24 protein-coding genes and 1 tRNA gene are annotated in these 23590 nt (G+C 69.3%); 20 read left to right on the forward strand and 5 right to left on the reverse strand.

Annotated elements, in window-relative coordinates; translation table 11 throughout:
* The first annotated feature begins 14 nt into the window (after window positions 1-14).
* Entirely contained in the window at window positions 15-317 is a 303-nt protein-coding gene (rpsN, locus tag KBY88_RS03140; protein WP_254938412.1) for a 30S ribosomal protein S14, read from the forward strand.
* A gap of 164 nt (window positions 318-481) precedes the next feature.
* A complete protein-coding gene (locus KBY88_RS03145) occupies window positions 482-2611 on the forward strand; it encodes a polyribonucleotide nucleotidyltransferase (protein WP_254938413.1) in 2130 nt (709 codons plus the stop codon).
* A gap of 52 nt (window positions 2612-2663) precedes the next feature.
* Here the strand turns inward: KBY88_RS03145 and KBY88_RS03150 are convergent, their stop codons facing one another.
* Window positions 2664-3593, reverse strand: coding sequence for a 3'(2'),5'-bisphosphate nucleotidase CysQ (locus KBY88_RS03150; protein ID WP_254938414.1), 930 nt, complete (start codon window positions 3591-3593; stop codon window positions 2664-2666).
* A 50-nt stretch (window positions 3594-3643) separates the two neighbouring features.
* Between KBY88_RS03150 and rsmI the strand changes: the two genes are divergently transcribed.
* Together rsmI and KBY88_RS03160 are read left to right on the forward strand one after the other, a co-directional pair.
* Window positions 3644-4498 (forward strand): 16S rRNA (cytidine(1402)-2'-O)-methyltransferase, encoded by an 855-nt coding sequence (gene rsmI / locus KBY88_RS03155; protein WP_254938415.1) that lies wholly within the window; start codon window positions 3644-3646, stop codon window positions 4496-4498.
* Complete coding sequence (locus tag KBY88_RS03160) at window positions 4498-4755, forward strand: hypothetical protein (protein WP_254938416.1); 258 nt, start codon at window positions 4498-4500, stop codon at window positions 4753-4755. Before rsmI ends, KBY88_RS03160 begins: the two co-directional genes overlap by 1 nt.
* Here KBY88_RS03160 and KBY88_RS03165 read toward each other — a convergent pair.
* Both KBY88_RS03165 and KBY88_RS03170 read right to left on the reverse strand, forming a co-directional pair.
* Window positions 4734-5513, reverse strand: coding sequence for a helix-turn-helix domain-containing protein (locus KBY88_RS03165; protein WP_254938417.1), 780 nt, complete (start codon window positions 5511-5513; stop codon window positions 4734-4736). The genes KBY88_RS03160 and KBY88_RS03165 overlap by 22 nt on opposite strands.
* Before the next feature lie 63 nt (window positions 5514-5576).
* A complete protein-coding gene (locus tag KBY88_RS03170) occupies window positions 5577-5975 on the reverse strand; it encodes a PilZ domain-containing protein (RefSeq protein ID WP_254938418.1) in 399 nt (132 codons plus the stop codon).
* A gap of 556 nt (window positions 5976-6531) precedes the next feature.
* Here KBY88_RS03170 and KBY88_RS03175 point away from each other — a divergent pair.
* Window positions 6532-6605, forward strand: a tRNA-Arg gene (locus KBY88_RS03175).
* Between the two features lie 455 nt (window positions 6606-7060).
* On the opposite strand, the gene KBY88_RS03180 is transcribed toward KBY88_RS03175, so the two are convergent.
* Window positions 7061-7411: a PilZ domain-containing protein gene (locus tag KBY88_RS03180; protein ID WP_254938419.1), complete on the reverse strand. Its 351-nt coding sequence runs from the start codon at window positions 7409-7411 to the stop codon at window positions 7061-7063.
* A gap of 315 nt (window positions 7412-7726) precedes the next feature.
* Between KBY88_RS03180 and KBY88_RS03185 the strand changes: the two genes are divergently transcribed.
* Window positions 7727-8215, forward strand: a complete 489-nt coding sequence (locus KBY88_RS03185; protein WP_254938420.1) for a hypothetical protein — start codon at window positions 7727-7729, stop codon at window positions 8213-8215.
* A gap of 70 nt (window positions 8216-8285) precedes the next feature.
* Window positions 8286-8519 (forward strand): hypothetical protein, encoded by a 234-nt coding sequence (locus KBY88_RS03190; protein ID WP_254938421.1) that lies wholly within the window; start codon window positions 8286-8288, stop codon window positions 8517-8519.
* A gap of 24 nt (window positions 8520-8543) precedes the next feature.
* On the opposite strand, the gene KBY88_RS03195 is transcribed toward KBY88_RS03190, so the two are convergent.
* Window positions 8544-8825, reverse strand: a complete 282-nt coding sequence (locus tag KBY88_RS03195) for a 2Fe-2S iron-sulfur cluster-binding protein (protein ID WP_254938422.1) — start codon at window positions 8823-8825, stop codon at window positions 8544-8546.
* Window positions 8826-8925: 100 nt separating this feature from the next.
* Between KBY88_RS03195 and KBY88_RS03200 the strand changes: the two genes are divergently transcribed.
* From KBY88_RS03200 to hypD, 13 genes are read left to right on the forward strand one after another with little or no spacing between them, the layout of a single operon-like run.
* Complete coding sequence (locus KBY88_RS03200) at window positions 8926-9384, forward strand: NAD(P)H-dependent oxidoreductase subunit E (protein WP_254938423.1); 459 nt, start codon at window positions 8926-8928, stop codon at window positions 9382-9384.
* Entirely contained in the window at window positions 9381-10970 is a 1590-nt protein-coding gene (locus tag KBY88_RS03205; protein ID WP_254938424.1) for a NuoF family protein, read from the forward strand. Before KBY88_RS03200 ends, KBY88_RS03205 begins: the two co-directional genes overlap by 4 nt.
* Window positions 10967-11680 carry a bidirectional hydrogenase complex protein HoxU gene (gene hoxU, locus KBY88_RS03210; RefSeq protein ID WP_254938425.1) on the forward strand — a complete coding sequence of 238 codons (714 nt, stop codon included), beginning with the start codon at window positions 10967-10969 and terminating at the stop codon, window positions 11678-11680. The genes KBY88_RS03205 and hoxU overlap by 4 nt, the downstream gene beginning before the upstream one ends.
* Window positions 11677-12225, forward strand: a complete 549-nt coding sequence (locus KBY88_RS03215) for an NADH-quinone oxidoreductase subunit B family protein (protein WP_254938426.1) — start codon at window positions 11677-11679, stop codon at window positions 12223-12225. Before hoxU ends, KBY88_RS03215 begins: the two co-directional genes overlap by 4 nt.
* On the forward strand, window positions 12225-13679 hold the full coding sequence (locus KBY88_RS03220) for a Ni/Fe hydrogenase subunit alpha (protein ID WP_254938427.1): 1455 nt from the start codon (window positions 12225-12227) through the stop codon (window positions 13677-13679). Before KBY88_RS03215 ends, KBY88_RS03220 begins: the two co-directional genes overlap by 1 nt.
* On the forward strand, window positions 13672-14139 hold the full coding sequence (locus tag KBY88_RS03225) for a hydrogenase maturation protease (RefSeq protein WP_254938428.1): 468 nt from the start codon (window positions 13672-13674) through the stop codon (window positions 14137-14139). Before KBY88_RS03220 ends, KBY88_RS03225 begins: the two co-directional genes overlap by 8 nt.
* 10 nt (window positions 14140-14149) lie before the next feature.
* Entirely contained in the window at window positions 14150-14473 is a 324-nt protein-coding gene (hypA, locus tag KBY88_RS03230; protein WP_396102417.1) for a hydrogenase maturation nickel metallochaperone HypA, read from the forward strand.
* A gap of 1 nt (window position 14474) precedes the next feature.
* Complete coding sequence (gene hypB / locus KBY88_RS03235) at window positions 14475-15197, forward strand: hydrogenase nickel incorporation protein HypB (protein WP_254938430.1); 723 nt, start codon at window positions 14475-14477, stop codon at window positions 15195-15197.
* A gap of 19 nt (window positions 15198-15216) precedes the next feature.
* Complete coding sequence (hypF, locus tag KBY88_RS03240; RefSeq protein ID WP_254938431.1) at window positions 15217-17667, forward strand: carbamoyltransferase HypF; 2451 nt, start codon at window positions 15217-15219, stop codon at window positions 17665-17667.
* Complete coding sequence (locus KBY88_RS03245) at window positions 17645-17887, forward strand: HypC/HybG/HupF family hydrogenase formation chaperone (protein WP_254938432.1); 243 nt, start codon at window positions 17645-17647, stop codon at window positions 17885-17887. Before hypF ends, KBY88_RS03245 begins: the two co-directional genes overlap by 23 nt.
* Window positions 17884-21480, forward strand: coding sequence for a pyruvate:ferredoxin (flavodoxin) oxidoreductase (nifJ, locus tag KBY88_RS03250; RefSeq protein ID WP_254938433.1), 3597 nt, complete (start codon window positions 17884-17886; stop codon window positions 21478-21480). The genes KBY88_RS03245 and nifJ overlap by 4 nt, the downstream gene beginning before the upstream one ends.
* Window positions 21477-22493, forward strand: a complete 1017-nt coding sequence (locus tag KBY88_RS03255; RefSeq protein WP_254938434.1) for a dihydroorotate dehydrogenase-like protein — start codon at window positions 21477-21479, stop codon at window positions 22491-22493. The genes nifJ and KBY88_RS03255 overlap by 4 nt, the downstream gene beginning before the upstream one ends.
* Window positions 22490-23590 (forward strand): hydrogenase formation protein HypD, encoded by a 1101-nt coding sequence (gene hypD, locus KBY88_RS03260; RefSeq protein WP_254938435.1) that lies wholly within the window; start codon window positions 22490-22492, stop codon window positions 23588-23590. Before KBY88_RS03255 ends, hypD begins: the two co-directional genes overlap by 4 nt.

Consider the following 23590-nt stretch of genomic DNA (forward strand, 5'->3'; position numbering starts at 1 on the left):
CCGAACACAGCCGCATGGCGAAGAAGTCGATGATCGCGCGTGATGTGAAGCGCAAGAAGATGGTCGAGCGCTTCTCGGCCAAGCGCGCTGCGCTGATGGAGGCCTTCGGGGCAGCGGCTGATCCGATGGCGCGCCTGGAGATCCACCGCAAGATCCAGGGCCTGCCCCGCAACAGCGCCCCCAACCGCGTGCGCAACCGTTGCTGGGCCACTGGCAAACCCCGCGGCTACTACCGCGATTTCGGCCTGTGCCGCAACCAGCTGCGGGAGCGGGCCCACAAGGGGCTCCTGCCCGGCGTCACCAAATCCAGCTGGTGATTCAGCCGGCGGCTGCCCCCACCAGGGCGCGCCAAGGGGGGTCCCGCCAGGGGCCCCTTTTTTGCGCCCCGACCTCCCGCGCCACACCCCTGGGCCCCCTGCCCCAGGAGGTGTGCGCACCGAATGCGAGAATGCCATTTGACAAAAAACGGACATAAGCGCACGTGTCAGGACACATTCAGACGGTCTCCTTCGATGGTCGGGAGATCCGGCTGACCACAGGGTTGTATGCCCCCCAGGCCGGGGGTTCGGTCCTTATTGAATGCGGTGATACCTCCGTGCTGGTCACCGCCACCCGCGCCAAGGGCCGCGAAGGCATCGATTTCCTCCCGCTCACCTGTGACTACGAAGAGCGGCTGTACGCCGCCGGTCGCATCCCCGGCAGCTTCTTCCGCCGCGAGGCCCGCCCCCCCGAACGGGCGATCCTCACCACGCGTCTGATCGATCGCCCCCTGCGGCCCCTGTTCCCCTCCTGGCTGCGGGACGACATCCAGGTGGTCGCCACCACCCTCTCCCTCGATGAGCGGGTGCCGCCTGATGTGCTGGCCGTCACCGGTGCCTCGATCGCCTGCCTCCTGGCCCGCATGCCCTTCAAGGGCCCCATGGCCGCCGTGCGCGTCGGCCTCCTCGGCGACGACTTCATCCTCAACCCCAGCTACCGCGAGATCGAGCGCAGCGAACTCGACCTGGTGGTCGCCGGCACCCCCGATGGCGTGGTGATGGTGGAAGCGGGCGCCAACCAGCTGCCCGAGCAGGATGTGATTGAGGCGATCGACTTCGGCTACGAGGCCGTGGGCGAGCTGATCAAGGCCCAGCAGCAACTGCTGGCCGATCTGGGCATCGAGCAGGTGCTGCCCGAGCCCAAGAGCGAAGATCCCGCCCTGCCCACTTACATCGAGCAGCAGGCCGGTGAGGGCATCCGCGGGGTGCTCAAGCAGTTCGAGCTCACCAAGGGCGAACGCGACGCCAAGCTCGATGCGATCAAGGCCGAGGTGGCCGAAACCATCGCCGCCCTCAAGGAGGACGACCCGATCCGCCTGGCCGCGGCTGGCAAGGCCTTGGGCAACACCTACAAGGGCGTCACCAAGAAGCTGATGCGTGCCCAGATCGTCAACGAGGGTAAGCGCGTCGATGGCCGCGACCTCGACCAGGTGCGCCCGATCAGCGCCGCCGTGAGCGTGCTGCCCAAGCGCGTGCATGGTTCCGGCCTGTTCCAGCGGGGGCTCACCCAGGTGCTCTCCACTGCCACCCTCGGTACCCCCAGCGATGCCCAGGAGCTTGACGACCTCAACCCGTCCAGCGAGAAAACCTACCTGCACCACTACAACTTCCCCCCTTACTCGGTGGGTGAAACCCGGCCCATGCGTTCCCCCGGCCGCCGCGAGATCGGCCACGGTGCCCTGGCCGAACGGGCCCTGGTGCCCGTGCTGCCCTCCAAGGAGAGCTTCCCCTACGTGCTGCGGGTGGTGTCGGAGTGCCTGAGCTCCAACGGCTCCACGTCCATGGCCTCGGTGTGCGGCAGCACCCTGGCGCTGCTGGATGCGGGCGTGCCCCTGAAGGCCCCCGTCGGCGGCGCCGCCATGGGCCTGATCAAGGAGGGCGAGGAGGTGCGGATCCTCACCGACATCCAGGGCATTGAGGACTTCCTCGGCGACATGGATTTCAAGGTCGCCGGCACCGAGAAGGGCATCACCGCCCTGCAGATGGACATGAAGATCAGCGGCCTGGCGGTCAAGACCATCGCTGAAGCCGTCAACCAGGCCCGCCCGGCCCGGCTGCACATCCTCGGCAAGATGCTCGAGGCGATCGACAAGCCGCGAGAAATCCTCTCCCCCCACGCCCCGCGGCTGCTCAGCTTCCGCATCGACCCGGAATTGATCGGCACCGTGATCGGACCCGGGGGCCGCACGATCAAGGGCATCACCGAGCGGACCAACACCAAGATCGACATCGAGGATGGCGGCATCGTCACGATTGCCAGCCACGACGGTGCCGCCGCTGAGGAAGCCCAGCGGATCATCGAAGGCCTCACCCGCCGCGTCAGCGAAGGGGAGCAGTTCAGCGGTCACGTCACCCGCGTGATCCCGATCGGCGCCTTCGTGGAGATCCTCCCCGGCAAAGAAGGGATGATCCACATCTCCCAGCTCTCCGAGGCTCGGGTGGAGAAGGTGGAAGACGTGGTCAAGGTGGGCGATCAGGTGCGTGTGCGCGTGCGCGAGATCGACAACCGCGGCCGCATCAACCTCACCCTGCGCGGCGTCGACCAGGACGAGCCCGTGGCTGTCACGGCTTAGGTCCCACCCTCCCCAGGGCTGGGCCACCGCCAGCCCTGGGACCCTCCGCTGGCTACACCGCGAAGCCCGGATCAATCACGGCCAGCGCCGCCAAGGCCCGATCAGAGAGGGCCCCGTGGCTGACGCCATGGCTGGCGATCAGACAGCCGGCCTGGCGCACGTCGCCATCGTTGTAGGAGAGGGGGCGGCCATCGGCATGGGTGAAGGCCCCACCGGCGGCCCTCAACACCGCTTCGGGAGCCGCCATGTCCCAGTCCTTGGGGGCACTCCTGCCGGAGAGGGAGATGTAGAGGTCGGCTTCGCCCCGCAGAATCGTGGCCACCTTGCCGCCCACGCTGCCGATCGCCCTGGTGTCGCCCAGGGCCAGGGCCTCGAGAAGGTGCTCCAGCCTCTCGTCGCGGTGATTGCGGCTGGCCACCAGCACCAGCTCCCTCAGCAGGCTGCGGCGGCTCAGGGCCGGTGGGAACTGTTCGCCGGAGCGGTCCTCCCGCCAGGCGCGGCCGTTGCCATCGGCGCCGATCCAGCCGATCCAGAGCTCCTCAGGTTCGGGCAGCAGCACCACCCCCAGCACCGGGCGATGGTCCTTCACCAGGGCCAGATGCACGGCGTACTCACCGGTGCCCTGCAGGAAATCCTTCGTGCCATCGAGGGGATCGAGGATCCACAGCCACTCGGCGGGCAAGGGTTCGCCCGCCCGCAGCTGCGCGCCAGCGGTCTCCTCGCTGAGCACGGTCCAGTCGGTCTGCGGGAAGGCGGCGGCGAGTCCCTCCAGCAACCAGCTGTTCACCGCCAGATCCGCCGCCGATACGGGCCCCTCGCCGCCCTCCTCCACGCCCAGAGCACGGGGGAAGCCATGGGGAGGCTGCTCGCCGCGGGCATAGGCCCGCAGGATGTCCGCAGCGCCCCAGCTCAACCGACGTAACTCCCGGAACAACCCCTCAGGCTCAACGTCGGGGGGCAGGATCGCGGTGGCCGGCATCATGGAACGACGAAAAGGGGCATCGGGACGACCAACCGCCCGCGAGGTGCATTGTGCAGGAACCTGAACCCGCCGCCGGCGTCCTCTATCTGGTGGGCACGCCGATCGGTAACCGCGACGACCTCTCCCCCCGGGCCCTCAAGGTGCTCGCCGGTGTGGACCGCATCGCCTGCGAGGACACCCGCCGCAGCGGGCTGCTGCTGGCGGGCTTCGGCATCCGCTCCAAGCTGCTCAGCTTCCATGAGCACAACCGCCTGGCCCGTATCCCCCAGCTGCTGGAGGCCCTGGAGCGGGGCGAGCGACTGGCCTTGATCAGCGATGCCGGCCTGCCGGGGATCTGCGATCCGGGCGAGGAGCTGGTGGCGGCGGCGCGGGCGGCCGGCCGCACGGTGATCTGCGTTCCAGGCCCCTGCGCCGTGACCACCGCCCTGGTGAGCAGCGGCCTGCCCAGTGGCCGCTTCTGCTTCGAGGGCTTTCTGCCGCCCAAGCGCAACCCGCGAAGGGCGCGGCTGAAGGAGCTGGCGGCAGAGCCGCGCACCCTCGTGCTCTATGAGGCCCCCCACCGGCTGGAGGATCTGCTGGAGGATCTGCTCGAAATGCTCGGAGACCGGCCGTTGCAGGTGGCCCGGGAGCTCACCAAGCGCCACGAACAGCAGATCGGCCCCACGGTGGCCGCCGCCCTGGCCCATTTCAGGGTGACCGCACCCCTCGGGGAATGCACCCTGGTGCTGGGCGGGGCACCGCCGCTGATCGAGGAAGCCCCCGATGAGCAGGAGCTGTTGGCGGAGCTGCAGCGCCGGGTGGCGGCGGGGGCCAGCCCCCGGGATGCGGCCCGTCAGTTAGCGGAGGTCCGGGGCCTCTCGCGCCGGAGCCTCTACGGTTTGCTACACCGGAGCGAAGAACCCTGATGCTGCTGCGTCTGCGCCTGCTGCTCGCCAGCGCCGGCGGTGGTCTTCTGCTGCTGTTGATCCTGTGTCTGGGGGCCCAGAACCTCCATGACCGCCCCAGCCTGAACTTGGGGCTGGGCCGCAACGTGGCACCGCTGCCCAGCGGCTTCCTGGTGGGCCTGGCCCTGGTGGTGGGGGTGATCAGCGGTGGCGCCAGCGCTGCCCTGTTGTTGCCGGGATCGGCCACAGACCACGATCAGGAGCCGGGCAACGCGTAGAGGGACCCCTCCAGCACCAGGCGGCTGATGCCCTGGGAGAGCAGGTAGGGGGCCGTGCGCTCCAGCACCCCGCTGTCGGGCACCTTGATCACCCGCTGGCTGCGACCGCAGTGGCGCTTGGCCTGGCGTGGGTTGGCGAAGACCACCAGGGCCTGGCGCCCACTCTCATCGGCGCTGAGGGCGCCCAGCTCCGGGAAATCCGTGAGCGGCCGTGCCTGCAGCTCCACGGTTTTGTCCACCAGCAGGTAGACGCTGCTGGGCAAGGCGTCAGCGGTGAGCGGCTGGGGTGCCGCGGGGGGCCGGTCCTCGATCGTCAGATCCACGGCCACGGTCACGAACTCGTTGGCCTCGAAAGGTTCGCCCTCGTCATCGCTCTCCAGATCAGGATCGTCCTGGCCGTCATCGCCGAAATCATCGGCGTCATCGATGGCGAGCACCCGGTGCTGGTCGCCCCCCCCCTCCCCGGAAGGATCCAAGGCGTCCTCCAGGACATCAGGGGTCAGGGTCACGGGTTCGGGCTCCGGCAAGGGGTCCACGGCCACCGGCGCCAGCTGGTCCGTCTCTGGGGCCGCCGCCCCCCGGGAACGCTGCTGCTTGATGGCGGCGTAGGTGTCAGGATCCAGGGCCGCCTTGACCACCCGGCTGACGGTGTTGGGGCTGCAGCCGTAGGCCTCGGCCAGGGACTGGAAGCTCTCACCGTCCCGGTAGCGAGCCACCAGGTGCTGTTTTTGGCTGTCGCTGAGCCGGTTGACCGCCATGAACCAGATCCGCGCAGCCAACCATTCTAGGGGCCTGAGGAGTTTGAGTCTTGGGGCCCCCGGTTAGCGCAGGTCGTCGAGCCGACGCACCTTCATGGCATCCACCCAGGAGGTCTTGAAGTAGGGCTCCAGGAAGCTGCTTTTGGGGAAGCGTCCGCTGCTGAAGACCAGGCCCATGAAAGTCACCTGGGGCGCGGGCTCGATCCAGCGCACCTCCACCGCCAGGGTCAGTTCAGCCTCGCTGTGGGGATCAACGATCCGCAGAGCACCACGGTCCCCCACCACGACGGCACGGGCGATCGGCACCACCAGACAGGTTCCCAGGGGACTGATGTCCCAGAGCTTGCCCTCGAGGGTTTCCCCCCCATCGCTGGGACTGAAATCTCCAGCCACCACAGCCATGGACGACGGGAGGAGATACCGCTTGTGGCGACGGGGGATTTCTGGCCCTGAACCGGTCATGGTGAGGGCGCTGCGGGCTCAGATCAGCCCATCTTCACGGTTCTTCCGCCTTTGGTCCACCCAGGCTGTCTCCCTGTCATCGTCGGGAAGGGATCCGCGACCCAGCAACGCTCCGGCGACGACGATCCCAAGGAAGGTGACCTGCCCGGAGGGTCTCGCCCAGCCCACCTGAGCCCCGATGGTCACGGTTCCGTGCTTGAGCTGATGGGGGATCAAGAGAGATCCAAGGATGTTGGTCCTGATGGGCCCATCGACATGGACCTGCAGACAGAGCGCCGTTGAACGGAGATCTCAGATTTGGTCTAAGGTGGCGCGTTGCCTAGGAACAGTGCATTCCGCCGCAATGACTGCGAGGGAGGAGGGAAGGGGATCACAATTATGTCGCCGCGGAGGTAGATCACTGGGAAGGTTCATCGCCCATCAACCGCTAGAACCACGGCGAAGCGATCCCACCCCCTCTGCAGGACTTACACTGAAGCCAATGCAGCGGTCAAGGCTGCGAAGGGGCTGGCGCCATGAGCTAGCTCCAATGATGCAGCTCCTTGCTTGGAGTCCTGCTCCCTTAGCTCAGCTGGATAGAGCAGCTGCCTTCTAAGCAGCCGGTCGTGTGTTCGAATCACACAGGGGGCGTGAATCAATCCAGGTGGGCCTTTTTCACTGGCTTCCTGTGGGCCATGGAGGCCGCCACCGAGAATCGAATCTCAACGGTGCGCCATCCCAGCTTCGACGAACCCAGGGTCCTCTAGGCCATCGATCGGACGCCGTCAAGCCGCTGAGCTCCCTGAGGCTAGCGGCAAGGGATCAGACCAGCTGGCGGTTGCCGAGGTTCAAGCCGTCAAGCGGCGTGGCAAGGATCCGTTGATTGAATCGATCGTCGAACATGATGGACCTTCCACTCTCAGTCCCCGCTACGGGAAGGGATTGCTCGGCTTCCCCCACCCGATTCATGTCACGCTCCATGCCAATCAATGCATAAAGAACAGATCTGCTGAGCAAAGTCAATGATTGCCGTTAAGAGGCGGCATAAGGCATACAACAATCTTTATCACGGCCTCGCTTTCTGACAAAATTATCTCAGAAATCATTCAAAGATAGGGCGACAGAAAATGGCCTGATGCAGGCAGAGTTGAACCGAACACGAACCCGATCATGGTCGTGTTCTCCTGGGCATAGGTCCAACACACCTCAGCCAACTGGGTCTGCTCCTGCAGGGTGTCAACACTGCGAAACGTCAAGGATCCAATCGTGTTTTCTTGGATCACTACCCGACCAAGAAGAATCATGCAAGCACCCTGCGAGCTCAGATCCCACAGCCGTCCCACATGGGACTTCTTTCCCGGCTCGGAGAACTCGGCCAGGATTCGATCAAAGGCTTCCGGCAAGCGTTTCCTCTCACCACCACGACGCAGGAATTCCGATTCGGATGAAGCAGGCATACAACGTCAGGGGCTCAGGCGTGACCAGGCGATGAGACTAGCCAGGGGCATTCTGCAAGTCAGCCATCAACGCTTCATCCCGCCACCCCACGGGGCCGCACCAGGGGAGCCAACCAGGCCGGGAGACTCAGCCCCGATAGCCAGGGCATGGTGCCCGCCGTCTCAATCAGTGCTGACTGAGACACACCTGGCCAACGGAGAAGTGGGCAGGCCTTCATGCCCCTGGTCAGCAGCGGCTCCACGGCCCCACCGCCATGGGCACACACCTTCGCCATCAACCATGCCTGCCAGCCTGAAGTTCCCTCCTGCGCCCCGATGAGCACACCCGAGGCGACGGCGGCCTACCAGCTCCGGGCGCGGGAACGCCCCCGTACCACCTGGCTCTGGGCCCTCGCCCAGAACCTGCCTGTGGTCGGTCTCGCCCCGCAGCTCTATTACGCCTTCAGCCGGCGCACACTCACGCCGATGATCGGTGCCTCCGTGGGCCTGCTGGTGGGCCTGGGGATCGCGGGCCTGGGTTATGGGGCCCTGGGTCATCCGTCGGCCAGCCTCGAGTGCCTGGCCTTCCTTGATCCGAGCGCCCCGCCGGATCAGCTGGAGCGTCAGGTGCGCGATTGCCTGCGCCGCTCCCTGCCCGATCGACTGGACGGATCAGTCCTGGAGTGGTCCATGGCGGGGCTGATCACTGCCACGGCGGTGCTGGGCACCCATGTCGGCCAGACTCAGGCGATCACGGACGCCCGGCGACGACTCGCTGCCCATGGACTTTTGCCAGCGGCCCTGGGCCAAAGCCCAAAGGCCTGAAACCAGTTCCCTCCTCACCCGGTGCCTGGGGGCTGCCCTGCCCCTGGCGGCCCTGCCGTTGGTCGGTCTCTTGGTGCTCTCCCCTGCCGGGGCCCTTGGCCAGCCCACCACCAGCTGCCGCCGGGAGGCCACCCACCGCGATCCCTTCAGCGGCGCCGAAGCCTGGACGGTCGAAACCTGCACCACCACCAACCGCGTCAGCGGCGAACTGATCCAGTTGCAGACCTGCACCACCAACCGCCGCTACGCCACCACTGAATGTGTCGATCAGGTGCTGCCCCAGAAGCCCCCTCCCAAGCCCTGAGCCCCCCGGGGATGGGCGCGGCCTTCACAGATCCGCCTGCACCGCCGCGCGAATCGTGCAGTCGGCCAGCGGGTAACTGACGCAGAGCAGCGCAAAGCCCTGGCCGATCTGGTCGTCGTCGAGGAAGCTCTGGTCGGCCTGGTCGACGCTGCCGGCGAGCACCTTGCCCGCGCAGGTGCTGCAGGCGCCGGCGCGGCAGGAGGAGGGCAGATCGATGCCTTTTTCCTCGGCGGCATCAAGGATGTATTGATCGTCGCCACAGCTGAAGCTGCGACCGTCTTCGAGGGTGATCGTGAACGAAGCCATGGCGACGCAGGCGAGCGGCTGACCACGTTCTAGCCCTGTGAAGCGGCAGCGGTTCACCCCATTGGATCTACTTAAGGTGAAAGAACCTCGGGACCAGGCCGTGAGCGATGCCGAGACCGAAGCCAGCACCGAGACTTTCGCGGAACTGGAGCCTTGCCTGCGCGACCGCAACGGCCAGGCTTCGGCCCTGATTGAACTGCTCAACCGCGCCCAGGAGCTCTACGGCCACCTGAGCAAACCACTGTTGGCTCACCTGGCGTCAGAACTGGTCTTGCCCCTGAGCAGCGTCTACGGCACCGCTAGTTTTTACCACCTGTTTCGCTTCCAGGCGCCGGCCGCCCATCAGCTGGTGGTCTGCACGGGTACCGCCTGCCATGTGAAGGGCGCCGATCGCCTGCTGGCCGTGCTGGAAGGCGATGGTGGGGCGGGGTTGGAGCTGAGCCGCGTGCGCTGTCTGGGCACCTGCGGCGGCGCCCCCCTGGTGGTGGTGGACGGTGTCGTCTGGACCCACCAGAACGCGGCCTCCCTCCAGCAGGGACTGGGGGGGCTGCCGCGATGAGCGGGCCTGGGGCGACGGCCGTCCCAGCGCAGGCGCGGCTCTGCTCGGCGGCGGGCTGCCGCGCCTGCGGCAGCGAAGCGATCCGCTCGCACCTGGAGACGTCCCTGGCCGAACGGGGCCTGGCCGGGCGGCTGCGCCTGCGCCGGGTGGGCTGCCTGGGGCCCTGCGGTGCCGGTCCCTTGCTGGCCCTTGATCCCGGTGGTGCGCGGCAGGGAAGTGTGATCTTTGGCGGCGTGACGCGCGCTGATGCCGACAGCCTGGTCGAGGCCCTCGCGGCGGTCCGCCTGGACAGCTGGGAGCCGCAGGCCGCCCAACGATTCGATCAGCTCCATCCCTTCTTCCGGCTTCAGCGGCGCATCGTCCTGGAGAACTGTGGCCGGATCGACCCCGAATCCATCGATGAGGCGATCGCGGCGGGCGCCTACGTGCAACTCAAGCGGGCCGTTGCCAGCTCAAGTCCCGAGGCCGTGATCGAGCGGATCCGCCGCAGCGGCCTGCGCGGACGCGGAGGCGCCGGCTACCCCACCGGCCTGAAGTGGCAGAGCGTGGCCGGGAGGCCAGGCCCCGAGAAAGTGGTGGTCTGCAACGCCGACGAGGGGGACCCCGGCGCCTTCATGGACCGCACCGTGCTGGAAGGCGATCCCCACCGGGTGCTGGAGGGGATGGCGATCGCCGCCTACGCCGTCGGCGCCCGTCTGGGCTTCATCTACATCCGCGCCGAGTACGAGCTGGCGATCGCCCACCTGCGCCGGGCGATCGAGCAGGCCAGCGGGCGCGATCTGCTCGGCGATGTCGCCATCGAGCTGCGGGTGGGCGCCGGGGCTTACGTGTGCGGCGAGGAGACGGCGCTGCTCCATTCGATCGAGGGCGGCCGGGGCACGCCGCGGCCACGCCCCCCCTACCCAGCGGAGCATGGCCTCTGGGGCCGCCCCACCTTGATCAACAACGTCGAGACCTTCGCCAACGTGGTGCCGATCCTGCGGGAAGGCGCCGACTGGTTCGCCGCCATCGGCACCCCCACCAGCGCCGGCACCAAGGTGTTCTCGCTCACCGGCCACGTGCGCCTGGCCGGGGTGCTGGAGGTGCCCATGGGCACCCCCCTGGCGACGGTGGTCGAGCAGATGGGCGGCGGCGCCCCCGGCGGCGTTCCCATCAAGGCCGTCCAGACCGGCGGCCCGTCGGGCGGCTGCGTACCGGCGAAGCATCTGGACACGCCGGTGGACTACGAATCGCTCAAGGAACTGGGCACGATCATGGGCTCCGGCGGCATGGTGGTGCTCGATGCGACCACCGACATGGTGGACCTGGCGGCCTTCTTCATGGGCTTCTGCCGGGAGGAATCCTGCGGCAAGTGCGTGCCCTGCCGCGCCGGCACGGTGCAGCTGCACGATCTGCTGCGCAAACACCTGGAGCGGCGCGCCACCGCCGCTGATCTCGAGCAGCTCGAATCGCTCTGCCACATGGTCGCCGACACCAGCCTCTGCGGCCTGGGCCAGAGCGCCCCGAGGCCGGTGCTCAGCGCCCTGCGCCATTTCCGCGGCGACTTCCTCGCCCTGCTGCAGCCCAAGGCGAGCGCTGTCCCATGACGGTGATCACGCTCACGATCGATGGCCGCAGCGTCGCCACGGCCAGCGGCGCCACCCTGCTGGAGGCGGCCCGCGCCGGGGGCAGCGCCATCCCCACCCTCTGCCACCTGGAGGGGCTGAGCCCGGTGGCCGCCTGCCGCCTCTGCCTGGTGGAGATCGACGGCGATTCGCGGTTGCAGCCCGCCTGCGTCACGGCCGCGGCCGAAGGCATGGTGGTCCGCACCACCAGCCCCCGCCTGGCGGAGCTGCGCCGCACCGTGATCGAACTGCTGTTCACCGAGGGCAACCACGTCTGCGCCATCTGCGTGGCCAACGGCCACTGCGAACTGCAGGATCTGGCCGTGGCCGTGGGCATGGACCACTCCCGCCTGCCCTACCGCTTCCCATCGCGATCGGTGGATCTCTCCCACCCGCTGTTCGGCCTCGATCACAACCGCTGCATCCTCTGCACCCGTTGCGTGCGCGTCTGCGCTGAGGTGGAGGGGGCCCACGTCTGGGATGTGGGCTGGCGCGGCGAGCACTGCCGGATCATCTCCGGCCTCGATCAGCCCTGGGGGGCGGTGGACGCCTGCACCGACTGCGGCAAGTGCGTGCAGGTCTGCCCCACCGGTGCCCTGTTCCACAAGGGCGACGGGACTGAGGAAAAGGAGGGGCACCCCGAACAGCTCCAGGTCCTGGTGCGCGCTCGCCAGCAGGGGGGGGCGCCATGAGCCGCCTCAACGTCGCCACCGTCTGGCTGGCCGGTTGCTCCGGCTGCCACATGTCGTTCCTCGATCTCGACGAATGGCTGCTGGAGTTCGCCGAGCTGGCGAACGTCGTCTACAGCCCCGTGGCCTCCGACACCAAGGTCTACCCTGAGGGCGTCGACATCGCGTTGGTGGAAGGGGGCGTCGCCAACCGCGACAACCTTGAGCTGATCCTGAAGGTGCGCGCGCGCACGCGCATCCTGGTGTCGTTCGGCGACTGCGCCATCACCGCCAACATCCCCGGCATGCGCAACATGCTCGGGGGCAGCGAACCGGTGCTGCGCCGGGCCTACCTGGAGCTGGCCGATGGCAGCGGCGCCCTGCCCCAGGCCCCGGGCCTGGTGCCTGAGCTGCTGGAGCAGGTGCTGCCCGTGCATCAAGTGGTGCCAGTGGATGTCTACCTGCCCGGCTGCCCCCCCTCGGCCGATCGCATCCGCGCCTGCCTGGAGCCCCTGCTCCATGGCGAGTGGCCTGTGATGGAAGGGGCGGAACTGATCCGCTTCGGCTGATGGAGATCCCCAACCCCGAGACCAACCAGCCGCGCACGGTCCTGATCGATCCGGTCACGCGCATCGAAGGCCACGCCAAGATCTCGATTCACCTGGATGCCGATGGCCAGGTGGAGACGGCCCGTTTCCACGTGGTGGAGTACCGCGGCTTCGAGACGTTCTGCGAGGGACGGCCGTTCACCGAGATGGCGGCGATCACCGCGCGCATCTGCGGCATCTGCCCGGTGAGCCATCTGCTGGCGGCCGCCAAAACCGGCGACAAGCTCCTGGCGGTGACGATCCCGCCGGCGGCCGAGAAGCTGCGGCGGCTGATGAACCTGGCCCAGATCTGCCAGTCCCATGCCCTCTCGTTCTTTCACCTCAGCAGCCCCGATTTCCTGCTCGGCTGGGACTCCGATCCCGCCAAGCGCAATGTCTTCGGGCTGATCGCCGCCGACCCCGAACTGGCCCGCTCCGGCATCCGCCTGCGCCAGTTCGGCCAGGCCCTGATCGAAGCCCTCGGGGGCCGCAAGATCCATGCCGCCTGGGCGGTGCCCGGCGGGGTGCGCGCGCCCCTGGCCGAGGGGCTCAAGGAGCGCGTCCTGGGCCAGTTGCCGGAGATGTTCGCCATCGCCGAAAGGGCCCTCGCCCTCTTCAAGCAACTGATGGACACGAAGCTCGGCGAAGAGCGGGAGGTGTTCGGCTCCTTCCCGTCGCTATTCATGGGCCTGGTGGGCAGCGATGGGCGCTGGGAGCACTACGGCGGCGGCCTGCGGATCATCAACGCCGAGGGCAGCGTGCTCGTCGATGGCCTGAGCGAAGACGCCTACGCCAGCGTGATCGCCGAGGCGGTGGAGCCCTGGAGCTACCTGAAGTTCCCCTACTACAAGCCCCTGGGCCCCGAGGCCGGCAGTTACCGGGTGGGCCCCCTGGCCCGCCTCAACCTCTGCGAGCGCATCGGCACCCCCCGGGCCGACCGGGAGCTGATCGAATTGCGCCAGCGGGGCGGCCGGGTGGTGAGCGGCTCGCTGTACTACCACCTGGCCCGCCTGATCGAGATCGTCGCCTGCCTGGAAGGGATCGAAGCCCTGCTGAACGACCCCGGCATCGAGGGGCGCCACGTGCGCGCCCGGGCCAGCGTCAATGCCCTCGAGGCCGTGGGGGTGAGCGAGGCGCCCCGGGGCACGCTCTTCCACCACTACCGGGTGGATGCCAACGGCCTGATCGAGAAGGTGAACCTGATCATCGCCACGGGCCAGAACAACCGTGCCATGAACCGCACGGTCACCCAGATCGCCCGCCATTACCTCGATGGCGCCCATCTCAGTGAGGCCCTGCTCAACCGCGTCGAGGCGGGCATCCGCTGTTACGACCCCTGCCTCTCCTGCTCCACCCACGCCGCCGGCTCCATGCCCCTGCAGGTGCGGCTCTATGGCGCCGATGGAGCGCTCGTGGAGGAGCGGATCCGTGGTTGAGCTGGTGATTGGCATCGGCAACAGGCTGCGCAGCGACGACGGGGTGGGCCCGCGCCTGGCCGAGGAGGTGGAGGCCTGGGGGCTCTCGGGCGTCGAGTCGATGGCCGTGCCACAGCTCACCCCCGAGCTGGCCCCGCGCCTGGCCGCCTGCGCGCGGGTGCTGTTCATCGACGCCTGGTTGGTCGATGGGGTTGATGCCTCTGCGGCCGCCGCCCCGCTCCTGGAGTCCCTGGAAGCCCTGGAGCTCTCCGCGGCTCCGCCGTCCCGTTTCAGTCACCACAGCACCCCCCAGGCCCTGTTGCAGCTGGCCGAGGGCCTCTACGGCCAGCGGCCAGAGGCCTGGTGGCTACGGGTCCCCGCCCACGGCCTGGAGCTCGGGGAGCAGCTGTCGCCGGCCACCGCCGCCCAGCTGGTGCCGGCCCGCCGGGCGTTGCGCTGCTGGCTCGATCGCGATGCATGAACTGGCGCTGATGGAGGAGGTGCGCCGCCTGGCGGAAGAGCAGGCGGCGGCCCAGGGGGCGCTGCGCATCCACCAGCTGCACCTGCGCATCGGCAGCCTCTCTGGGGTGGACCCCGACGCACTGGCCTTCGCCTTCGAGGTGGTGATGCAGGGGGGGGCGGCCCAGGGCGCAACGTTGCGTCTCGAAGTGATCCCCACGGTGTGCTTCTGCGGCCAGTGTGAACGGGAGTTCACGCCGGTGGATGTGATCTACGCCTGCCCCAGCTGCGGCGCTTTGAGCCAGCGGATCCTCAGCGGCCGTGAGCTGGAGCTCACCTCCCTGGAGGTGTCCTGAGATGTGCCGCGACTGTTCCTGCGGCGAACTGCCCACACCCGCCCCCACCGAAGCCAAAGTCTCAGCCCCAGCCCCGCCCCGACGCACCCTCGTGCTGGAGGCGGGGCTGCTGGCCAAAAACGACCACCAGGCGGCCCACAACCGAGCGCGCTTCGCGGATCTGGGGCTCACGGTGGTGAACGTGCTCTCGGCGCCGGGCTCCGGCAAGACCGCCCTGCTGGAGCAGGTGAGCCAGCGCTGGACGGGCGGGCCCGTGGGCGTGATCGTGGGCGATCTGGCCACCGACAACGACGCCCGGCGCTTGCGCCGGGCCGGCGCCGAGGCCGTGCAGATCACCACCGGCCAGGGCTGCCACCTTGAGGCCACGATGGTGGCGCGGGCCCTGGAGCAGCTGGATCCGGCGGCCCTGGATCTGCTGCTGATCGAGAACGTGGGCAATCTGGTCTGCCCCACCGCCTTCGACCTGGGCGAGGGCCTGCGGCTGGCGCTCACGGCCGTGGGCGAGGGCGAGGACAAGCCGCTCAAGTACCCGGGCCTGTTCAAGTCAGCCGATGCCATCGTGATCAACAAGATCGACCTGGCGGAGGCCGTGGGCTTCCATCGCGAGGAGGCCCTCGCCAACCTCTCCCAGGTGGCGCCCCAGGCGCGGATCTTCGAAGTTTCCGCCCGCACCGGCGAGGGGCTGGAGCCGTTGCTGGCCTGGTTGGCGGCCAAGGGCCAGTGACAGCTCCCATTGGCTGGACATGAGCCGGCGCCGGCTGCGGTTGGAGATCAGCGGGCTGGTGCAGGGGGTGGGCTTTCGGCCCCACTGCCACCGCCTCGCCACGGCGCTGGAGCTGGGGGGCTGGGTGAGCAACGGCCCCGGCGGCGTGACGGTGGAAGTGGAGGGGGAGCGCGAGGCTCTGGAGCGGTTCCTGGCCCAGCTGCAACGGGCCCCGCCAGCCCACAGCCGCCTGGAGGCGGTGCAGCGCCGCTGGCAGGAGCCCATCGAGGAGACGGTCTTCTCGATCCGCCCCAGCGCCCCCGCCATGGGCAGCGGCAACCCGGTGCCCCCGGATCGGGCCCCCTGCCAGGACTGTCTGGCGGAACTGTCTGATCCCACCAACCGGCGCCATGGCGATCCGTTCATCAGCTGCTGCAGCTGCGGGCCGCGCTCCAGCCTGCTGCTCGGCCTGCCGTTCGAGCGGGAGCGCACCACCCTGGCGGGCTTTCCCCCCTGCGCCGCCTGCCGCGCCGAGTACACAGACCCCACCAGCCGCCGCTTCCACGCCCAGACCATCGGCTGCCCGGCCTGCGGGCCACAGCTGAGTTGGCGGGGAGGTGCCCCCTTGCCCCCCGATCTGGAGGGCGCTGGCCCCCTGGCCCAGGCGGTGGCGGCCTTGCGCTCCGGCCGGATTGTCGCCCTCAAGGGCCTCGGGGGCTACCAGCTGCTGGTGGAGGCCGGCAACGAGGCGGCGGTGCAGGAGCTTCGGCGGCGCAAGGGCCGGCCCACCAAGCCCCTGGCTCTGCTGGTGGCGGATCTCAAGGGCGCCCGCGCCCTGGCGGCGATCAATCCCGCCGTGGAAGCCCTGCTCAGCTCGGCGGCGGCGCCGATCGTGCTGCTGCGGCGCCCGCCATCAACCAGCCAGCTGGCCCCATTGGTCGCTCCATCCGTGGCCCCCGGCCTGGACAGCCTCGGGGTGATGCTGCCGGCCACGCCCCTGCACCACCTGCTCGCCAGAGCCTGCGGTGCCCCCTTGGTGGCCACCAGCGGCAACCGTTCCGGCGAACCGCTCTGCTTCGACGACGACGACGCCCTCGAACGGCTCGCTCCCCTCGCCGATGGCTTCCTGGTTCACAACCGGCCGATCGCCCTGCCCTTCGATGACAGCGTCGTGCAGGTGGTGGCAGGGCGACCGCTGGTGCTGCGCCTGGCCCGGGGACTGGCCCCCCTGGCGATCGATCTCTCTGCGCTGCTGGACGAAGACGTTGATCTGCATGGGGCCCTGGCCCTGGGGGCGCAGCTCAAGAGCAGCCTCGCCCTCGGCCTCGGTCGCCTGGCGCTGCTCACCCCCCACCTGGGGGAGCTGGAGAGCGAGGCGGGGGAGAGGCGGCTGCGCTGGAGCCTGGGGCGCTGGACGGAACTGCATGGCGTCCAACCCTCCCGGCTGGCCTGCGATCAGCACCGGGGCTACGTCTCCAGCCAGCTCGCCCGGGAGCTGGCCGAGGCGGACGCCGAGGCTGGCAGACATCTGCCACTGCTGGCGGTGCAGCACCACCACGCCCACCTGCTGGCCGTCATGGCCGAGCACGGCCTGGCTCCTCCACGGCTGGGGGTCGCCTGGGATGGGGCCGGCCAGGGAGCCGACGGCAGCCTCTGGGGCGGGGAGCTGCTGCGGGTGACAAGGGATGGCTTCGAGCATCTGGCCCGGCTGCGGCCCTTCCCCCTGCCCGGGGGCGAACGGGCCCTGAGGGAACCGCGCCGCGCCGCCCTCGGGCTGCTGCTGGCGGCCTACGGCCCAGCGGGCCTGGAGCGGCTGGGGCCCAGCGGGCCCTGGGGCTTCAGCACCGAAGAACTGAACGTGCTCGCCCGGGCCATGGGCCAGGGGCTCAACAGTCCGCGCTGCAGCAGCATCGGGCGCCTGTTCGATGCCCTCTCGGCCCTGCTGGGGCTCTGCCCGATCAACCGCCATGAAGGCGAAGCGGCGATGGCCCTGGAGGCGGCCGCCTGGCGCTGGCACGACGTCCAACCAGACCAGGACAGCGGCTTCGCGCTGCGGGCCGGCGCCCCGGGTGAACCACTGGAGATCGACTGGCGACCGCTGCTCGCTGGCCTGCTGGGGGAGCGCGATCGGGGCACGTCCGCCGAGGCCCTGGCCCACCGCTTCCACATCGCCCTGGCGAGCTTGCTGGTGGAGCTGGCTCAGCGGCTGGGGGCCAGGGAGCTGCTGCTGGCGGGCGGTTGCTTCCAGAACCGGCTGCTGCTGGAGTTGGCCAGCACCGCCCTGGAGCGGGCGGGCATCGCCCCGATCCGGCCCGAGCGGCTCCCCTGCAACGACGGTGCCCTGGCGGTGGGTCAGCTGCTGGCGCTCGCGTTGCAACGGGGCGCAACAGTTCCTGCGCAGGCGCCTGGCGTGCCTAGAAAGGAACCAGCCCCTTCCGGGGCCCTTGATGGCCGTGGGGAGGCGCCCGATGTGTCTGGCGGTGCCCGGTGAACTGATCGGGATCGAGGAGCACGACGATCCGCTTTGGCGGGTGGGGCAGGTGAGTTTCGCTGGCGTGCTGCGGGAGGTGAGCCTGGCCTGCGTGCCGGAGGCCCGCCTGGGGGATTTGGTGCTGGTGCATGTGGGCTTCGCCCTGGGGATCTGGCAACCAGGCGACGACGACGCCTCGGGTTTTGTGCTGCCGACAGAGCCACCAGCGGAGCTGCCATGACCACCACCGCCCTCGCCACCACCGCCCTTGCCACCATCGACGCCAACGAGGCGGTGGCGCGGGTCGCTTACCGGCTCAGCGAGGTGATGGCGATCTACCCGATCACCCCGGCCACGCCGATGGGCGAATCGGCCGATGCCTGGGCGGCGGCGGGCCGCCCCAACCTCTGGGGCACCGTACCGGTGGTGGAGGAGATGCAGAGCGAGGCCGGAGCCGCCGGGGTGGTCCACGGGGCCCTGCAGAGCGGCGCCCTCACCACCACCTTCACGGCCTCCCAGGGGTTGCTGTTGATGATCCCCAACCTCTACAAGATCGCCGGGGAACTCACCGCCGCCGTGATCCATGTGGCCTCAAGGGCCCTGGCCACCTCCGCCCTCTCGATCTTCGGTGACCACAGCGATGTGATGGCGACCCGCGGCACGGGCTGTGCCCTGATCTCTTCGGCCTCGGTGCAGGAGGCGGGCGACTTCGCCGCCATCGCCACCGCCGCCACCTTGCAGTGCCGCCTGCCGTTCCTGCATTGGTTCGATGGCTTCCGCACCTCCCATGAGATCCAGCGGGTGGCCTTGCTGGACGATGGCGACCTGCGCCAGCTGATCCCCCAGCCCCTGGTGGAGGCCCACCGCGCCCGCGGCCTCTCGCCCGATCGACCCGTGCTGCGGGGCACCAGCCAGAACCCCGATCTGGCCTTCCAGGCCCGCGAAGCGGTCAACCCCACCACCGAGGCGGCTCCGGCGGCGGTGCAGGCCGCCATGGACCACTTCGCGGCACTCACCGGGCGGGCCTACCGCCTGTTCGACTACCACGGCGCCGCCGATGCCGAACGGGTGCTGGTGCTGATGGGCTCGGGCTGTGAAACCGCCCAGGAAACCGTCGATGCGCTGATGGCCCGGGGGGAGCGGGTGGGGGTGCTGAAGGTGCGCCTGTTCCGCCCCTGGAGCAGCGAGGCGCTGGTGGCGGCGTTGCCCAACAGCGTGCGCGCCCTGGCGGTGCTGGACCGCTGCAAGGAACCCGGCAGCGGCGGTGAACCCCTCTACCTCGATGTGCTCAATGCCCTGCACGAGGCCTGGCCCGGCGAGCGGCCGACGCTGGTGGGCGGCCGCTACGGCCTGGCCTCGAAGGAATTCACCCCCGCCATGGTCAAGGCGGTGCTCGACCACCTCAAGCAAGACGCTCCGCTCAACCACTTCACGGTCGGCATCGACGATGACCTCACCCATCACTCCCTGCCGGTCGACGGTCGCTTCGACACCGAAGCCGACACGGTGTTCCGCGCCATCGTCTACGGCCTGGGCTCCGATGGCACCGTGGGCGCCAACAAGAACGCGATCAAGATCATCGGAGATGCCACCGGCTTGGAGGTTCAGGGCTACTTCGTCTACGACTCCAAGAAATCAGGCTCGGTCACGGTCTCGCACCTGCGCTTCGGGCCTCAGCCGATCCACTCCACATACCTGATCCGCCGCGCCCAGCTGATCGCCTGCCACCACTGGGATTTCCTCGACTCCTTCGAGCTGCTCGACGCGGCCCTGCCCGGGGGCACCCTTCTGCTCAACAGCCCCTGGGGGGCCGAGGGCACCTGGGAGCGACTCCCCGAGCGCGTGCAGCGACAAATCATCGCCAAGGATCTCGCGGTGCAGGCGATCGACGCCAGCCGCCTGGCGCGGGAGCTGGGACTCGGACCGGCGATCAACACCCTGATGCAGACCTGCTTCTTTGCCCTCGCCGGGGTGATGCCGCTGGAGCAGGGGCTGGAGGCGATCCGCGCTGCCATCCGCCACAGCTACGGCCGCAAGGGGGAGCGGATCGTGGCGGCCAACCTGGCGGCCGTCGACGCGGCCCTACGCGAACTCAAGCCCGTGCCCCGGGGGCCGATCCAGGCGGCCGATCGCCCCCCGGTTGGGCCGCTGGCGGGGGCAGCGTCCTGGGTGCGGGAGCTGATCCAGCCCCAGCTGGAACGCCAGGGCGACCGTCTGAGCGTCAGCGCCCTGCCGGCCGATGGCAGCTTCCCCTGCGGCACCGCCCGCTGGGAGAAACGCAACATCGCTGAATCGATCCCGGTCTGGGATCCCGAGGTCTGTGTGCAGTGCGCCAAGTGTGTGCTCGTCTGCCCCCATGCGGTGATCCGCGCCAAGGCCTACGACCCCGCTCTGCTGGCCGCGGCGCCGGCCAGCTTCCGCAGCACCAATGCCCGTGATCACCATCTGGCCGGCCAGGCCTTCAGCCTGCAGGTGGCCGCCGAAGACTGCACGGGCTGTGGGCTCTGTGTGGAGGTCTGCCCGGCCCGCAACCGCACTGAGCCGCGCCTCAAGGCGATCAACATGGCCCCCCAAAGGCCCCTGCGCGAGCAGGAGCGCTCCAACTGGGACTTCTTCCTGCAACTGCCGGAGGCCGACCGCCAGGCGCTGGACCTGCGCCACATCAACCAGCAGCAGCTGCAGCAACCGCTGTTCGAGTTCTCCGGCGCCTGCGCCGGCTGCGGCGAGACCCCCTACATCAAGCTGGCCACCCAGCTGTTCGGCGACCGCATGGTGGTGGCCAACGCCACCGGTTGCTCCTCGATCTATGGCGGCAGCCTGCCCACCACCCCCTGGAGCGCCAACGGCGAGGGCCGTGGCCCCGCCTGGTCGAACTCGCTGTTTGAAGACAACGCCGAATTCGGCCTCGGTTTCCGCCTCGGCTTCGACCAGCGCAAGGCCACCGCCGAGCGGCTGCTGAGGGAGCTGTCCGCCCCCGGCGGCAACGGCGAGGCGAGCGCGCCTCCGCCCGCCGTGCCGCCCGCCTTGGCCGAGGGGTTGCTGACGGCCGACCAGAGCGATGAGGCCGGGATCTTCGAGCAGCGCCAGCGGGTGGAGGCCCTCAAGCGGCAGCTGAACGCCCATTCACAGGCGGACACCGACCCCCGACTCGCCACCCTGTTGAACCTGGCGGACGATCTGGTCAAGCGCAGCGTCTGGATGATCGGCGGTGATGGCTGGGCCTACGACATCGGCTTTGGCGGGCTCGATCACGTCTTCGCCAGCGACCACGACGTCAACATCCTGGTGCTCGACACCGAGGTCTACTCCAACACCGGCGGCCAGATGTCGAAGGCGACGCCGATGGGAGCCGTGGCCAAGTTCGCCAGCGGCGGCAAGCCCGCCGCCAAGAAGGATCTGGGCCTGATCGCGATGACCTACGGCAACGTCTACGTGGCCAGCGTCGCCATGGGCGCCAAGGATGAGCACACCCTGCGCGCCTTTCTGGAAGCGGAGTCGTACCCCGGCCCCTCCCTGATCCTGGCCTACTCCCACTGCATCGCCCACGGCATCGACATGGCCAAGGGGCTCCAGCAGCAGCGTCTGGCGGTGGACTCTGGCCGCTGGCTGCTCTACCGCCACGACCCGCGCCGCCTCGAACGCGGAGAATCGCCCCTTGTGGTGGATTCCCGTGCCCCCACCGTGCCCCTGGCCGAGGCCATGGCCACGGAGAACCGCTTCCGGATGCTGGGTATGAGCCAGCCAGAACGCAGTCGTGAGCTCACCCGCGCGGCCCAGGAGAACGTGGCTCGGCGCTGGGATCTCTACCAGCGCCTGGCGGAGCAGGAGCCATGAGCCGCATCGATTTGCGCACCTCCTGGCTCGGGCTGCCCCTGGCCTCCCCCCTGGTGGTCGGGGCCTGCGCGCCCCTGAGCGCCGATCCCGAGCGACTCCCGCTGCTGGCCGAGCATGGCGCCGCCGCCGTGGTGCTCCATTCGCTGTTCCTTGAGCAGGTCGAGCGCGACTGGCTGGAGTGGGAGCACCACCAGCAGCACGGCTCCCAGAGCCATCCGGAATCCCTCAGCTACCAGCCCAGCGTCGATCCGGCCCACCTGGGCCTGGACGGCTACCTGCAGGAGATTGAAACGGCCCGGCGTCGGGTCGACATCCCGATCCTCGCCAGCCTCAACGGTCTGCGGCCGGGCCATTGGGCCGAGGCGGCCAGGGCCATCGAGCAGGCCGGCGCCAGCGCTCTGGAACTCAACCTCTACAGCGTGCCCACCGACCCAAGGCTGCCGGGCGCTGAGATCGAAGCGCAGCATGTGGCGATCGTGCACGCCGTCGGCGCCGCGGTGGCCCTGCCGCTGGCGATCAAACCCAGCTCCAGCTACACCAACCTGGCCCACATGGCCGCCCAGTTCCAGGCGGCGGGGGCCCGGGGATTGGTGCTGTTCAACCGTTTTTACCAACCCGACATCGACATCGAAACCCTGGAGATCCGCCCCAACCCGCTGCTGAGCACGGCCGCCGACCTGCGGGCGCCCCTGCGCTGGATCGCCCTGCTGGAGGGCCGCCTCGAGCTGGAGCTGGCCGCCAGCGGTGGCGTCGAGAGCGGCACCGATGTGGTGCGGCTGTTGATGGTGGGGGCACGGATCACCCAGGTGGTCAGCTCCCTGCTGCGCCACGGCCCGGGCCACCTGCGCCAACTGGAGAACGAACTGCGCGCCTGGCTCGAGGCGCACGGCCACAGCTCCCTGAAGGAGTTGCGCGGCTGCATGAGCCAGCGGCGCAGCCCCGACCCGGAGGAGTTCGAGCGGGCCCAGTACATGCGCGCCCTGGGCAGCTATGCCCAGCAGGGGCCCTGGTGAGCCAACGACTCGATCCGCCCCAGGTGGCCCAGGTTCAGGCGTTGCTGGCGTCGATCCGCGCCCGCCTCACCCGGCCCTGGACCCTGATGGAGGTCTGCGGCGGTCAGACCCACGCGATCCTGCGCCATGGCCTCGACCAGCTGCTGCCCCCGGAGCTGGAGCTGATCCACGGCCCGGGCTGCCCGGTCTGCGTCACCGACGCCGCCGTGATCGATCGGGCCCAGGCCCTGGCCGCCACCCCCGGCGTGCTTCTGTGCACCTACGGCGACATGCTGCGGGTGCCGGGCTCCAGCGGCATCGATCTGCTCACGGTGCGCTCAGGCGGCGGCCGGGTGCGGATCGTCTACGCCCCCCTCGACGTGCTGGCCATCGCCCGCGCCCACCCCGAGCTCACGGTGGTGTTTCTGGCGGTGGGCTTCGAAACCACCGCGCCCGCCACCGCCCTGCTGGCCCACCGCGCCTGGAGCGAGGGGCTCACCAACCTGAAGCTGCTGGTGTCCTTGGTGCGGGTGCCGCCGGCCCTGGAGGCGATCCTGGCCGAGCCCGAGGCGCGGGTGCAGGGGTTCCTCGCCGCCGGCCACGTGGCGGCGGTGATGGGCCTGGCCGAATACGAGCCGATCGCCCAGCGCCACCGGGTGCCGATCGTGGTCACCGGCTTCGGGGCACTCGAGCTGCTCGAAGGGGTGCTGCGCTGCGTGAGCCAACTGGAGCAGGGCGAGCACCGTGTGGAGAACGCCTACCTCCAGGGAGCCCCTGACAGTGGCAACGGCGCCGCCCAGGCGCTGATCGAACGGGTGTTCGCCCCCTGCGACCGCCTCTGGCGGGGCCTCGGGGTGCTCAGATTGAGCGGCCTGTGCCTGCGCGCCCCCTACGTCGCCCTGGCTGCCGATGGGCCGCACCAAAGCGCCGCGAGCACCGAAGCGACACCGTTAGCGCCGGAGGAGCCCGTCTGTCTCAGCGGCCGGGTGCTGCAGGGGCTGGCCAGGCCCACGGATTGCCCCAGCTTCGGCACGCATTGCAGCCCCGATCGGCCCCTGGGGGCGCCGATGGTGTCGTCGGAGGGGGCCTGTGCCGCCTACCACCGCTACCGCCCCTGA

This window comes from Cyanobium sp. Morenito 9A2 (assembly GCF_024345575.1).
Lineage (GTDB): Bacteria > Cyanobacteriota > Cyanobacteriia > PCC-6307 > Cyanobiaceae > ATX-6F1.

Coding starts and splice junctions, on each gene's coding strand:
- rpsN (WP_254938412.1), top strand. CDS start 15: ATGGCGAAGAAGTCGATGATCGCGCGTGATGTGAAGCGCAAGAAGATG.
- KBY88_RS03150 (WP_254938414.1), bottom strand. CDS start 3,593: ATGATGCCGGCCACCGCGATCCTGCCCCCCGACGTTGAGCCTGAGGGG.
- KBY88_RS03160 (WP_254938416.1), top strand. CDS start 4,498: ATGCTGCTGCGTCTGCGCCTGCTGCTCGCCAGCGCCGGCGGTGGTCTT.
- KBY88_RS03165 (WP_254938417.1), bottom strand. CDS start 5,513: ATGGCGGTCAACCGGCTCAGCGACAGCCAAAAACAGCACCTGGTGGCT.
- KBY88_RS03170 (WP_254938418.1), bottom strand. CDS start 5,975: ATGACCGGTTCAGGGCCAGAAATCCCCCGTCGCCACAAGCGGTATCTC.
- KBY88_RS03180 (WP_254938419.1), bottom strand. CDS start 7,411: ATGCCTGCTTCATCCGAATCGGAATTCCTGCGTCGTGGTGGTGAGAGG.
- KBY88_RS03185 (WP_254938420.1), top strand. CDS start 7,727: ATGAGCACACCCGAGGCGACGGCGGCCTACCAGCTCCGGGCGCGGGAA.
- KBY88_RS03195 (WP_254938422.1), bottom strand. CDS start 8,825: ATGGCTTCGTTCACGATCACCCTCGAAGACGGTCGCAGCTTCAGCTGT.
- KBY88_RS03205 (WP_254938424.1), top strand. CDS start 9,381: ATGAGCGGGCCTGGGGCGACGGCCGTCCCAGCGCAGGCGCGGCTCTGC.
- hoxU (WP_254938425.1), top strand. CDS start 10,967: ATGACGGTGATCACGCTCACGATCGATGGCCGCAGCGTCGCCACGGCC.
- KBY88_RS03215 (WP_254938426.1), top strand. CDS start 11,677: ATGAGCCGCCTCAACGTCGCCACCGTCTGGCTGGCCGGTTGCTCCGGC.
- KBY88_RS03220 (WP_254938427.1), top strand. CDS start 12,225: ATGGAGATCCCCAACCCCGAGACCAACCAGCCGCGCACGGTCCTGATC.
- hypA (WP_396102417.1), top strand. CDS start 14,150: ATGGAGGAGGTGCGCCGCCTGGCGGAAGAGCAGGCGGCGGCCCAGGGG.
- hypB (WP_254938430.1), top strand. CDS start 14,475: ATGTGCCGCGACTGTTCCTGCGGCGAACTGCCCACACCCGCCCCCACC.
- hypF (WP_254938431.1), top strand. CDS start 15,217: ATGAGCCGGCGCCGGCTGCGGTTGGAGATCAGCGGGCTGGTGCAGGGG.
- KBY88_RS03245 (WP_254938432.1), top strand. CDS start 17,645: ATGTGTCTGGCGGTGCCCGGTGAACTGATCGGGATCGAGGAGCACGAC.
- nifJ (WP_254938433.1), top strand. CDS start 17,884: ATGACCACCACCGCCCTCGCCACCACCGCCCTTGCCACCATCGACGCC.
- KBY88_RS03255 (WP_254938434.1), top strand. CDS start 21,477: ATGAGCCGCATCGATTTGCGCACCTCCTGGCTCGGGCTGCCCCTGGCC.